Origin of the sequence: Finegoldia magna (genome assembly GCF_003182075.1) — a bacterium.
Taxonomy (GTDB): domain Bacteria; phylum Bacillota; class Clostridia; order Tissierellales; family Peptoniphilaceae; genus Finegoldia; species Finegoldia magna.
Genome location: NZ_QGTH01000008.1, coordinates 24442 through 36920, shown reverse-complemented (window position 1 = coordinate 36920; position 12479 = coordinate 24442). Strand labels below are relative to the sequence as shown.

At 32.1% G+C, this 12479-nt stretch carries 12 protein-coding genes and 1 pseudogene; 12 read left to right on the top strand and 1 reads right to left on the bottom strand.

Annotated features, from left to right (window positions below; genetic code table 11):
- Nucleotides 1-5 precede the first annotated feature (5 nt).
- From gyrA to fumC, 7 genes are read left to right on the top strand one after another with little or no spacing between them, the layout of a single operon-like run.
- Nucleotides 6-2426, top strand: a complete 2421-nt coding sequence (gene gyrA, locus DES33_RS04525) for a DNA gyrase subunit A (protein ID WP_110058205.1) — start codon at nucleotides 6-8, stop codon at nucleotides 2424-2426.
- Between the two features lie 10 nt (nucleotides 2427-2436).
- Nucleotides 2437-2748 (top strand): STAS domain-containing protein, encoded by a 312-nt coding sequence (locus tag DES33_RS04520; RefSeq protein ID WP_035109375.1) that lies wholly within the window; start codon nucleotides 2437-2439, stop codon nucleotides 2746-2748.
- The gene (locus tag DES33_RS04515) at nucleotides 2748-3092 is read left to right on the top strand and encodes an ATP-binding protein (RefSeq protein ID WP_110058204.1); all 345 of its coding nucleotides are present in this window, start codon (nucleotides 2748-2750) and stop codon (nucleotides 3090-3092) included. The genes DES33_RS04520 and DES33_RS04515 overlap by 1 nt, the downstream gene beginning before the upstream one ends.
- 4 nt (nucleotides 3093-3096) lie before the next feature.
- Entirely contained in the window at nucleotides 3097-3873 is a 777-nt protein-coding gene (locus DES33_RS04510) for a SigB/SigF/SigG family RNA polymerase sigma factor (protein ID WP_094206581.1), read from the top strand.
- Nucleotides 3874-4485, top strand: a complete 612-nt coding sequence (locus tag DES33_RS04505) for an ABC transporter ATP-binding protein (protein WP_110058203.1) — start codon at nucleotides 3874-3876, stop codon at nucleotides 4483-4485.
- 1 nt (nucleotide 4486) lies between these two features.
- Nucleotides 4487-5260: an ABC transporter permease gene (locus DES33_RS04500; protein ID WP_110058202.1), complete on the top strand. Its 774-nt coding sequence runs from the start codon at nucleotides 4487-4489 to the stop codon at nucleotides 5258-5260.
- Nucleotides 5261-5273: 13 nt separating this feature from the next.
- Nucleotides 5274-6632: a class II fumarate hydratase gene (gene fumC / locus DES33_RS04495; RefSeq protein WP_110058201.1), complete on the top strand. Its 1359-nt coding sequence runs from the start codon at nucleotides 5274-5276 to the stop codon at nucleotides 6630-6632.
- 88 nt (nucleotides 6633-6720) lie between these two features.
- Here fumC and DES33_RS04490 read toward each other — a convergent pair whose 3' ends face one another.
- Nucleotides 6721-7227, bottom strand: coding sequence for a metallophosphoesterase family protein (locus DES33_RS04490; protein ID WP_110058200.1), 507 nt, complete (start codon nucleotides 7225-7227; stop codon nucleotides 6721-6723).
- Nucleotides 7228-7391: 164 nt separating this feature from the next.
- On the opposite strand from DES33_RS04490, the gene DES33_RS04485 reads away from it, so the two are divergent.
- The 5 genes and pseudogenes from DES33_RS04485 (at nucleotide 7392) to DES33_RS04465 (ending at nucleotide 11736) form a co-directional block, all read left to right on the top strand.
- Nucleotides 7392-7673, top strand: a complete 282-nt coding sequence (locus DES33_RS04485) for a hypothetical protein (RefSeq protein WP_110058199.1) — start codon at nucleotides 7392-7394, stop codon at nucleotides 7671-7673.
- 10 nt (nucleotides 7674-7683) lie between these two features.
- Nucleotides 7684-8502: pseudogene (locus tag DES33_RS04480) on the top strand (extracellular solute-binding protein); the annotation flags it as partial.
- Between the two features lie 53 nt (nucleotides 8503-8555).
- A complete protein-coding gene (locus DES33_RS04475; protein ID WP_110058197.1) occupies nucleotides 8556-9575 on the top strand; it encodes an ABC transporter ATP-binding protein in 1020 nt (339 codons plus the stop codon).
- 2 nt (nucleotides 9576-9577) lie between these two features.
- Nucleotides 9578-11338 carry an ABC transporter permease gene (locus DES33_RS04470; protein WP_110058196.1) on the top strand — a complete coding sequence of 587 codons (1761 nt, stop codon included), beginning with the start codon at nucleotides 9578-9580 and terminating at the stop codon, nucleotides 11336-11338.
- 167 nt (nucleotides 11339-11505) lie between these two features.
- Nucleotides 11506-11736 (top strand): LPXTG cell wall anchor domain-containing protein, encoded by a 231-nt coding sequence (locus tag DES33_RS04465; protein ID WP_227930603.1) that lies wholly within the window; start codon nucleotides 11506-11508, stop codon nucleotides 11734-11736.
- The last annotated feature ends 743 nt before the right edge of the window (nucleotides 11737-12479 follow it).

The window sequence follows — 12479 nt, the reverse complement described above, 5'->3', positions numbered from 1 at the left end:
ATAATATGACAGAAAGAAAACTCAATATAAAACCAGCTGATTTGAAAAAAGAAATGGAAAGTGCATATTTGGATTATTCTATGAGTGTAATTGTATCACGTGCACTTCCAGATGTAAGAGACGGGCTAAAACCTGTTCACAGACGTATAATTTACGGAATGCAACAACAAGGATTGTTCCCAGATAGAAAATACTCCAAGTCCGCAAGACTTGTAGGGGAAGTAATGGGTAAATATCACCCTCATGGTGACAGTGCAATCTACGATGCAGTTGTAAGACTTGCACAAGATTTCAACATGAGATATCCACTTGTAGATGGCCAAGGTAACTTCGGTTCAATCGACGGTGACGGAGCTGCCGCACCTCGTTATACGGAGTTACGTATGGCAAAACTATCACTTGAAATGTTGCGTGACATCAACAAAGATACTGTTGATTTCCAAGACAACTATGACGGTGAAGAACAAGAACCAGTTGTACTTCCATCTAGATTTCCTAACTTAATCGTAAATGGATCCAGTGGTATCGCTGTTGGTATGGCGACAAATATGGCTCCACACAACTTAGGTGAAACTATAGATGCATTAATCGCATCAATCGACAATCCAAATATTACAATAGAAGAATTGATGAAACACATCAAGGCTCCTGATTTTCCAACAGGTGGAAACATCATGGGACTTGAAGAAGTCAAAAATGCATACACAACAGGACGTGGTAAAGTTAGACTCAGAGCAGAGGCTAGGATTGAGGAATCAAAGGGCAGATACAAAATAATCGTCACAGAAATTCCTTACCAAGTTAACAAATCCAATTTAATCAAAAAAATCGCAGACCTTGTAAAACAAAAGAAATTAGAAGGTATTAGCGATTTGAGAGATGAATCGGACAGAAAAGGTATGAGAATTGTCATCGAAACAAAAAGAGATGCCAATCCAAATATCGTGCTTAATAACTTGTACAAATACACTCAAATGCAAACTACATTCGGTATAATCAACCTTGCACTTGTAAATGGCGTTCCAAAAGTTTTGACATTGAAACAACTAATCGACCATTATCTTGTTCACCAAGAAATAGTCGTTAGAAGAAGAACGCAATTCGATTTGAACAAGGCGAAGGCAAGAATTCACATAGTCGAAGGATTGTTAAAAGCAATCGACAATATCGATGAAATTATCCACATTATCAGAACAAGTTATGATGATGCGCTTGAAAAATTGATGCAAAGATTTGGCTTTTCAGAAATTCAAGCCCAAGCAATCTTGGATATGAGACTTAAAAGATTGCAAGGTTTGGAAAAAGAAAAACTACAAAATGAATTTGACGAATTGAGCGCATTGATTGAACAATTGACAGAAATTTTGAATAACAGACAATTGCTTTTGAATATCATCAAAGACGAATTGACAGAAATTAAAACAAAATATTCAGACGACAGAAGAACTAAAATTCTAAGAGATGACGGTGATTTTGAAGATATGGAACTTCTAGAAGAAGAAGACATGTTTATTACTATCACTAACAAAGGCTACATCAAACGAATTTCCACAGATGCATACAAAGTTCAACACAGAGGTGGACGTGGTGTTAATGCAATGGGAATGAAAGATGGAGATTTCATCAAAGATATGTTCGCAACTACAACTCATCAAGATTTGTTGTTCTTCACTAATAAAGGAAAAGTTTACTCACTAAAAGCTTATGAAGTGCCAGAAGCAAGTCGTACTGCTAGAGGATCCAACATCATTAACCTAATCCAAATCGATGCCGATGAAAGTGTTACACAAGTATTGGCATTGGATAAGGACAAGGAAGACGACCAATTTATAATATTTATCACTAAAAATGGTAAAGTGAAGAAGACTTCGTTGGATCTGTACGAAAATATTAGAAAAACTGGTATCATAGCTATCAAATTTGACGAAGGTGACGAACTTATCGATGTTAAACTTGTCGAAAAAAATGAAAATGTAATTATCGTCACTAAAAAAGGTATGAGTTTGCAATTTAATGTGGATCAATTGAGAGATTTATCCAGAAATGCTATCGGTGTAAAGGCTATAACGCTTAACAAAGACGATGAAGTTATTTCATTTGATTTGGTAAAAGACAATGAATTCTTGGCAGTTATCAGTGAAAATGGTTACGGTAAGAAGACTGAATTATCCAACTACACTACACAAAACAGAGGTGGAAAGGGAATCAGAACTTACAAAATCGCCAAGAAAACAGGAGATGTAGCGTGTGCTAAGGCATTGAAAAACGAAGATGAGATACTTTTGATTAGCAAAAAAGCTGAGGTTATCAGAATTAAGGCGGAAGGAATATCTACACTTTCAAGATCAACATCTGGTGTATTATTGAAAAATACAGATAAGGGCGAAGATGCGATAGTAGCTGTAGCTAAGTATTTTGAAGAATAAGGAGAAAATTATGCAATTAAACTACGATATAGTCACAAAAGACGAAATAATTGTAAGAATCCAAGGTGATTTGGACATCAACACTTGCGACGAATTCAGAGATGATTTATTGGAAGAATACAAGAAAAATCCAAAAGACATCAGAATTGATGCGACAGATCTTTCATTTATAGATTCAACAGGACTTGGTGCTTTGATAAAAGTGTACAACGAACTAAGAGATAATAACCACAAAATCTACATCGACAATATCAAAAAACACGTCAACAAAGTGTTCACTATAACTGAAATGGACAAGATTTTCGTAATAAAGGAGATATAATGGAAGAATTCAGATTAAGTTTTCAAAATGAAAAAGAAAATGTATCTCTCATAAGACTTTCAGCATCTTTCATTGCGATGAAGTGTGGATTTTCAGTAGACGATATTGAAGATATCAAATTGTGCGCGAGTGAATGTTTGAATTTACAAAGAAACAGATCCAAAATCATCGACTGTACAATGACTATTGACGATGAATCTTTAACACTAATCTTCAAATTAGACGGATCCAATCCACGTGAAAACAACGAAAAGGATAAAATATCGGAAATGATTATCCAATCTTTAATGGATGAATACGAAATCAATGGAAGTGAGATAAAAGTAATCAAGAATAGGAAATAATATTATGGCGAATAAATCAATTAGTAAAGAAGAACAGGAGAATATTAAAGAATTATTCTTGAAATTCCAAGAAACACGAGACAAGAAAACAAGGGATACTCTCGTTGAAAAAAACCTGTATATCGCTGAAATATTAGCTAAAAAATACACAGGAAGGGGAATCGAATACGATGATTTGTACCAAGTCGCATGTATCGGACTAATCCTTGCGATTGACCGTTACGATCCATCAAAAGGCTACGAATTCTCCTCCTATGCAACTCCTACAATAGTCGGAGAAATCAAGAAATATTTCAGAGACAAAGGCTGGGTCATCAGAGTTCCACGCAGAATTCAGGAACTCAACAAAAAAGTTGCCAACGCCAAGATCCACCTTGCACAAACCATGCAAAAATCTCCAACAGTTGAAGACATCGCAGATTACTTGTCGATATCCAACGAAGAAGTTTTGGAAGTGTTGGAAGGGGCGAAGGTGTACGCTCCACAATCATTGGATCAATCAATCGATCAGTCAAGTGATGACAGGGATACTAATCTTAGCGATTTGATTGGAGAAGAAGACAAGGACATGCTGAAGTTTGAAAACAGAGATTTAATCAACAGATGCATGGAGGATTTGAACGAAGTTGAAAAGAAAATTCTTCTTGGAAGATATTTTGATAAGAAAACACAAATCGTGATTGCAGAGGAATTGGATATTTCGCAAATGACTGTCAGCAGAATGGAGAAGAAAATTCTCAAAAAATTCAAGGCGTCACTCAAGGAGCAACTGGAATTTTAAATGGAAATTTTGAGATTTGAAAATGTTAAATTCATCAAAGAGTACGATGATTTTTCTATAGATAAAAACGAAGTAGTTTTCGTTGTGGGTAAGAGTGGAAGTGGCAAATCCACTCTTCTCAAACTTATCAACAACACATTACAAATGAAATCGGGCAGAATTTTCTACAAAGATAAAAATATTTTGAATATCAAACCTGTTGAATTGAGAAGAAACATCATAATGACTTCCCAGGAAAATTTCTTGTTTGATATGACTATAAGAGAGAATTTCCATGAGTTTTACAAGTTAAGGGATTTGGATAGATTAACTGACGAAGAAATCACGAAGTTTTTGAAAATCACTAATTTCGATGTGGATGTGAACTTAGATGTTGAGAAATTATCGGGCGGTGAAAAGCAAAGGGTGTTCTTGGCTATTGCTCTTAGCTTAGATCCTGAGGTTTTGTTATTGGATGAGCCGACAAGTGCGTTGGATAATAAGACTGCATTTGATATGATGAAAAATATTGTGGATTACTGCAAACACAACGACATTACACTTGTAGTTGTGAGCCACGCTAGACAATTGGTCGACGAATTTTCAGATAAAATAATCGATTTGGGAGAATAAAATGGGAATAATTAAAATACCATGGACTAGGTTCGTTCTGATTTATTTGCTTTTGTTAGTTGTGTTATTCGTAATGAAGAAGTGTCGTATCAACAAAACAAAAATGCTAGTTGTAGCAAGTGTTCGTATGACTGTGCAACTTATTATAGCAGGGTTCATTCTAACTTATGTGATAAATGCGAACAACAAATTATTTGTAATAATTTACATATTGGTAATGTCGACATTCAGCAGTTTAAAAGTTTTCAGAGGAAATCATTTATCTGACAAATTCAAGGTGATAATAGGGCTTAGTATATTATTTTCGGGATTACTTGTGGAGTGTTTCTACGTGGGATTTGTCATCAGAAAACCGATTTTGGATGCGCAATATGCGATTCCGATTTCTGGAATGCTTTTCGGAAACACAATGACGGCTGTGAATTTGGGAGTAAATTACTTAAACGAAAATCTGAAACTAAACAAAAACAAAATCACAACGTTAATTAACTTGGGAGTAAGTGCAGACACAGCGCTTATTCCGATTGTGAATAAATCAGTAGAAATGGCGATACTACCTAATTTGAATAGTATGATTGCGATGGGAATTATAAGTCTTCCTGGAATGATGACAGGACAAATCCTATCCGGGGTTAGTCCAAACACTGCGATAATTTATCAGATTTCTGTGATGATAGCCATCTGCGCTAGTGTCAACATTGCAAGTTTTTTGTCGCTTTATTTGGGATACAAAAGTTTGATTAATAATAGAGAACAAATAAATTTTGAATTATAATTGGAGGAAAAAAATGAGAATTGAAAAGGATTCTATCGGTGAAATCGAAGTAAGTGACGATGTTTTGTGGGGAGCACAAACTCAAAGAAGTTTCAACAATTTTAAAATCGGAACAGAAAAAATGCCACTTGAAGTCATCAAAGCGCTAACAAGATTAAAAAAAGCGTGTGCGATTTCTAATAACAAATTGGGAAAACTTACAGACGAAAAAAAGGATTTGATTGTGGGTGCATGTGATGAAATCTTGGATCACAAACATGACAGCGAATTTCCACTAGCTGTGTGGCAAACTGGATCTGGAACGCAATCCAACATGAATGTGAACGAAGTTATCGCACACATCGCAAACAAAAAATACGGAGAAAACATAATTCATCCAAACGATGATGTGAACAAATCACAAAGCTCCAACGACACATTCCCATCTGCAATCCACATTGCACTTAAACACATGATTGATTCAGAACTAATCGAAGAATTAGAAAACACTGAAAAAGTCTTGGAAACATTGATGGAAGAAAACAAAGATATCATCAAAATCGGACGTACACATTTGCAAGATGCAGTGCCTCTAAGATTGTCACAAGAAATATCGGGATGGCTTTTCATGATTAGAAAAGGCAAACAACACATTATTGAAGCAAGCAAAGCGTTAAACGAACTTGCAATTGGAGCTACAGCCGTTGGAACAGGACTCAACGCAGTTAAAGGATTCGACCAAATGGTAGTAGATGAAATAAATGCCCAAACAAAAGGAGAATTCGTCACTGCAGAAAACAAATTCCACGCGCTTACATCAAAGGATGCAATAAGCTATACTCATGGAGCAATCACAGCCCTTGCTAATAATTTGATGAAAATTGCAAATGATGTGAGATTTTTGGCGAGTGGTCCAAGATGTGGAATCGGCGAATTGTCAATTCCTGCAAATGAACCGGGCTCATCAATCATGCCAGGCAAAGTAAATCCAACACAAGCAGAAGCATTGACTATGGTTTGTGTACAAATAATGGGCAACAACACGACAATTCAAGTCGCAGCAAGCCAAGGAAATTACGAACTAAACGTGTATATGCCTGTTATTATTTATAACGCGTTGCAATCAGTACGACTAATCAAAGATGCTACAAAATCTTTTACAGATAATTGTCTAAGAGGACTCAAAGCAAACAGAGAAGTCATCGATTATTATTTGAACAATTCGTTAATGCTAGTCACTGCCCTTAACACCAAAATTGGCTACGACAAAGCTAGTACAATCGCAAAATATGCACACAAAAACAACACAACATTAAAACAAGCAGCGCTTGATTTGGAAATTCTAACAGAAGAAGAATTTGACGAATACGTCGACCCTACAAAAATGTGCTAGTTAAAAAAATATAAATATAAAAATCTCTGATATTACTATATAATTAAAAATTATATGTAATAACTCAGAGATTTTTTAATTTAATATTTTATTTTCTGTCTGAAATAGGAGGTGCTAAGATTATTTTTTCAAATTTAACACCATTTTCTAAATTCATTATTGCAAATGTAGTAGGATCATAATCATATTTGGATATTGTCGGACTACCTGGATTAAAATAAAAAGTATCATCAATTTTTTCTTCATGATAAACATGTGTATGTCCGAACAAACAAATATCATACTTATCTTTCTTGGCTTTTTCTTGAAGTCTTTTAAGATTTTCTTCAACTTTATATTTGTGACCGTGACATGCAAAAATCCTATAACCATTAATTTCTATGAAAGCCTCATCATCATATTGTTCATATATTTCGAAATCATTATTGCCTAATACGCTTAAGCATTCAAGTGACGTTTTTTTTGAAAGTTCAGGTCCATCCAAATAATAATCACCTAAAAAAATAATATATTCACAATTATTTTCATTAATGAGTCGGGCTGTTTCATCTAAAAATCTACCATGTGTATCACTTACTATCGCAATTTTCTTCATTATTATCACCTGTTATTTTAAGATTATGTATTAAAAACACAATTATAGTTTATCATAACACAATTATTTTTTCATATTTGATTTTATCTTATCTTTTATTATATTAAAATTATATTATGTGTGATATAATAAATGTGATTAAATAAAGGAAGGATGATTCATAAATGAAATTAAAATTTAAATTTTTAGCTATGTTTCTTTTGTTATCAATGGTTTTAGTTGGATGTAGTAAGCCAAATAACAATGATAACAATACACAATCCAAGACAGAAACTAGCACAAAAGAAGATTCTAAAAGAAAAAAAATAGTGCTTTATAGTAATTCATTTGCTAATGAAAAGATTACCTGGTTACAAGAAAAATCAAAAGAAGCAGGATTTGATGTAGAAATAGTATTTATTCCAGGAGGAGACTTACTTCAAAGATTAATCGCAGAAAAAAAATGATCCTCAAGCAGATGTAATTATTGGACTTGATGAAGGTGGATTTTCAAAATTACAAAAAAATGATATGCTTGTTAAATGGGAACCAAAATGGAAATCAGAAATTGATTCAGATTTAATCTATGGAGATGGATATTATTATCCATGGTCGGAACAACGTATATTCTACTTCTATGATGGAAATCAAGTTAAGAAGGAAGATGCTCCTAAATCTTATGAAGAATTAGCTACTGAAAAATACAATGGTCAATATTATGTTCCAGGAAACTTAACTAGTTCAACAAATCAAAAAATTGTATTTCCAATACTTCTTCAAAATTTAGATGAAAAAGGAGAACTTGGAGTATCAGAAAAAGGTTGGCAACTAGCTAAAGATTATTATAAATATGGTAAAGCTTTAGAATCTGAAAAAAGTTTGGGCGGACTTCAAAAAGCAATGTCCATGGTAAAAGATGGAGATCTAAAATTTAGTTACTACTTCTCAGGTGGTATTATTAAAGCAGAAAAAGAATTCGATATCAATTCAGTTCCTATTAATCCAGAAAAAGGCGTATTTGCTATGTCTGAACAAGTTGGTATTATGAATCATGGAAATGATGCAGATTATGCTAGTGCAAAAGAATTTGCTGAATGGTGGGGTACGGCAGATATTCAAAAAGCATGGGCAAAAGAATTTGGTACAGTACCTACAAATAAAAATGCTAGAGAAGCTGCAGACCCTAGAGTTCTCGAATTATTTGAAAATACTGATCGTATGAATGTAGATTGGGATGTATTAAACGAACATCTCGATGAATGGGTTGAAAAATTTGAATTAGAATTAATGAAATAAACTATAAATAAATGCGGGGTAATTCCCGCTTTTTATTTATATTAGGAGGATATATGATTGATTTAAAAGATATAGAGATCAGGTATGAAGATTTTGTTGCAGTTTCCAATATTAATATAAACATTAAACAAGGCGAATTTTTTACTTTTTTGGGGCCTTCAGGATGTGGAAAAACAACTATTCTTAGATCTATAGCTGGATTTATTAAACCTTATAAAGGAAAAATTATTTTAGAAGATAATGATATTACTAATATACCAGCAGAAAAAAGAAATATCGGGATGGTTTTTCAATCTTATGCTCTATTTCCAACAATGACAGTTTTTGACAATATTAGCTATGGATTAAAAATAAAAAAAATTTCCAAAGATCAAATACATAAAAAAGTACACGAAATGATAGATCTTGTGGAAATAAAAGAAGAACATTTAAGAAGAAATGTTTCAGAATTATCTGGAGGACAACAACAAAGAGTTGCTATTGCAAGAGCATTAGCAAACGATCCTAAATTAATATTATTTGATGAACCGCTTTCTAATTTAGATGCTAAATTAAGAAAACAACTTCGCCAAGAAATAAAACAGATTCAAAGAAAAACTGGAATGACTGCGATTTATGTAACACATGATCAAGAAGAAGCACTTGAAATGTCAGATAGAATAGCTGTATTTAATAAAGGAGCAATAGAACAAATAGGGAAACCTAAAGAAATTTATGATAGATCAAAGACAGAGTTTGTTTGCACTTTTATAGGTGAATCCAGTAAATTAGATACAGAATTAATCGAATTTATTAACAATAATTCAAGTGAAGTAAAATTTAATATTGGACACAATCATTATATCAGAAACGAAAAAATTTTATTAAAACCACTAGATAATAAAAATACTGTAAAAATTAATGGAAAAGTATCAAAAATAATGTATGAGGGAGCATTTTCACACTATATCGTGGATGTATTCAACACAAAACTTACAATATTAGAGAAAAATGATTTGACAAAAAATATTGAACTAAATGATGAGATTAGCATGTATATCAATTCTGAAGATATATTGGAGTATGAGGTGTAGATATGATTAAACCTAATGATAATAAACTAAAAAGATTAAGTTATTATAATATTCCAAAAATATTTCTGATATTAGTAATAGTATGGTTTGCAATCACGTTTATAATCCTACCAACAATTACGATAATTACAAGTTCGTTTTATGACGGATCTGCATTTAGTTTTAATGCATTTAAAAAAGTATTAAATTCTAAAAGAGCAATGTTAGCAATTAAGCATTCTTTAATAACAGGAGTAGTGTTAATGTTCACAACAACTATTGTTGGTATTACGCAAGTATTGTTAACTGAGTATTTTGATTTGAAATTTTCAAAGATATTTAGAATTGCTTATATGATTCCACTTGTTTTTACAGGGGTAATTTTAAATAATGGTTATTTGTATGTTTATGGGAAAAATGGGATTTTAACAGGTTTATTATTAAAAATATTTCCTAATTTAAATCTGAATTGGTTTACAGGTGCATTCGCAGTATTGTTTGTAATGACTTTTGGATGTACACATCAATATATGATATTTTTTAGAAATGCAATAAATAGCATTGACAATGAATTAATTGATTCTGCAAAAAATTTAGGAAGTAGTCAATTTCAAATATTGTTTAAAGTAGTGATGCCTATAGTAAAACCTACATTAATAACTTTAATAATAATAACATTTCAAACAGGTTTAATATCATTTGCAGCACCTTTAATGGTTGGAGGTAAGAGCTTTCAAACAATTTCTCCTTTGATACTGACATTTGCAAATAGACCTAATTCTAGAGATATAGCTGCTGTTTTATCATTAGTATTATCTGTTTTTCAAATATTGCTATTAGCTTTTATGACATGGAATGAATCAAAAGGAAATTATATGTCTGTATCTAATAGTAATAAAAAATTAAAAAAGCAAAAAATTCATAACCCAGTTGCAAAAGTAATAATATATTTAGTAGCTATAATTTTATTAATAATACAAGCGTTACCAGCAGTAATGGTAATAATTTCATCATTCTTAGACACGCAAGCACTGTCAAGAAATATAATAAGTATTGAACATTTTACGTTACAAAACTATAAGAATGTCTTAGTAGACTCAAGTAATTTAGATCCATTGCTAAGATCATTCCTATTTTCTGGAATTGCAGCTGTAGGTTCAGTGTTATTGATGCTTTTGTTAGTTAGATTAGTTATGAAGTCAAAATCTAATAAAATTATAAAAAGTTTAGAATATTTCTATTACATTCCTTGGCTAGTACCTTCAATACTGATAGCTCTTGGATATATGATGGTTTATGATAGACCTAGATTTTTACTATTTAATCAATCAGTAATTGGGTCTCAATGGATTTTAGTAATTGCGTATGCAGTAACCGTAATCCCCTCAACTTTGAGATATTTAAAAAGCGCATACTACAATTTTAATACTAACTTAGAAGAAGCGTCTCAGAATTTAGGCGCAAGTTCTTTAAGAACATTTTTCCATATAGTATTACCAGCAGTCCTTCCTACAGCACTAGCATTATGTGCATTAAACTTTAACAGTAATTTAGCAGAATACAATATGTCAGCTTTCTTGTATCCTCCAGGAAGTGAAACTATAGGTATTATTATAACTCAGAACTCTTCTTCCGTAGCTACCATAGATTCAAAAGCTGTTAATATGGTATATTCAGTATTGCTAATGTTAATTAACTCATTAGTAATATACTTTGTGTATGGAAGAGGATTAAAATTCTCCAACAAACAAAGCGGATTTTTAGAAAAAAATAGTAGATATTAATAGCAAAAATACAATATTACTTTTAGTAAATAGATTTTAAATTCTAACAGAAGAAGAATTTGACGAATACGTCGACCCTACAAAAATGTGCTAGTTAAAAAAATATTTTATATTGAAAAATAATAATATAAAATATATAATAAGTATGAGGGTAATGGGGGGAGAATATGAAAAAGAAATTAACGATTTATGTGGTAGCAGTGATGACGTTTCTGATGCATATTGGATATGACACAAGCTACGGTCAAAATGAAAGTAACATAATGAAAATGTTGGCTAGTACACAAACTTTGCCAAAAGCAGGCATAGACAACGAGCATATTTTAATAAGCATCGCTTGTTTAATAATCATTACTGGTGCATTTTTTGTGTTTTTTAAAAAAAGAGAAAAGAAGTAAGTTATTGATTTACTTACATAGACAAACTCACGCAGTTAAGCATATTACACATATGCTTAGCTGTTTTTTTGTTGCTTAGGTAGGTGAATAATTACATTGCTAACATAGGTAAGTTTACGCAGTTAAGCATATTGCACGAATATCTAGACTACGAAAATTTGTTATTTCTAAATCTCGAAACCCTAAAATTTGAAGCTCACTACGTTCGGCGGTCAAATTTTGGCCGGGTTTCTTCGATTTGAAACAACTTGAATTTTCTCCGTATGATATTCTTAGCAATAAGGCTTAACTGCTTTTTTGATGCTTATTAAAATACTTTATAGGAAAAAGAAAAGATGAGTAGAAAACCAAAATTACAGGTAATAATCTACGAGAATTTTTTTCGGCGAAATTTGTAGGATTTTTTTCAGAAAAATCTGAATGTAATTTTGGTAATCTACTTTTTGTAATTTATCAACATACTTGATTTTAAAATGGAGGATTTTGTGTAGAAGAAGTTTGTTATTTGAATATTTATTGCTTAGATAGGTAAACTCACGCAGTTAAGCATATTGCACGAATATCTAGACTACGAAAATTTGTTATTTCTAAATCTCGAAACCTTAAAATTTGAAGCTCACTACGTTCGGCGGTCAAATTTTGGCCGGGTTTCTTCGATTTGAAACAACTTGAATTTTCTCCGTATGATATTCTTAGCAATAAGGCTTAACTGCTTTTTTGATGCTTATTAAAATACTTTATAA

Excerpts from the sequence above, each read along its gene's own strand:
- DES33_RS04485 (WP_110058199.1), top strand. The coding sequence starts at position 7,392 with ATGAAATTAAAATTTAAATTTTTAGCTATGTTTCTTTTGTTATCAATG.
- DES33_RS04510 (WP_094206581.1), top strand. The coding sequence starts at position 3,097 with ATGGCGAATAAATCAATTAGTAAAGAAGAACAGGAGAATATTAAAGAA.
- DES33_RS04505 (WP_110058203.1), top strand. The coding sequence starts at position 3,874 with ATGGAAATTTTGAGATTTGAAAATGTTAAATTCATCAAAGAGTACGAT.
- DES33_RS04490 (WP_110058200.1), bottom strand. The coding sequence starts at position 7,227 with ATGAAGAAAATTGCGATAGTAAGTGATACACATGGTAGATTTTTAGAT.
- DES33_RS04500 (WP_110058202.1), top strand. The coding sequence starts at position 4,487 with ATGGGAATAATTAAAATACCATGGACTAGGTTCGTTCTGATTTATTTG.
- gyrA (WP_110058205.1), top strand. The coding sequence starts at position 6 with ATGACAGAAAGAAAACTCAATATAAAACCAGCTGATTTGAAAAAAGAA.
- DES33_RS04520 (WP_035109375.1), top strand. The coding sequence starts at position 2,437 with ATGCAATTAAACTACGATATAGTCACAAAAGACGAAATAATTGTAAGA.
- DES33_RS04470 (WP_110058196.1), top strand. The coding sequence starts at position 9,578 with ATGATTAAACCTAATGATAATAAACTAAAAAGATTAAGTTATTATAAT.
- DES33_RS04515 (WP_110058204.1), top strand. The coding sequence starts at position 2,748 with ATGGAAGAATTCAGATTAAGTTTTCAAAATGAAAAAGAAAATGTATCT.
- DES33_RS04475 (WP_110058197.1), top strand. The coding sequence starts at position 8,556 with ATGATTGATTTAAAAGATATAGAGATCAGGTATGAAGATTTTGTTGCA.
- fumC (WP_110058201.1), top strand. The coding sequence starts at position 5,274 with ATGAGAATTGAAAAGGATTCTATCGGTGAAATCGAAGTAAGTGACGAT.
- DES33_RS04465 (WP_227930603.1), top strand. The coding sequence starts at position 11,506 with ATGAAAAAGAAATTAACGATTTATGTGGTAGCAGTGATGACGTTTCTG.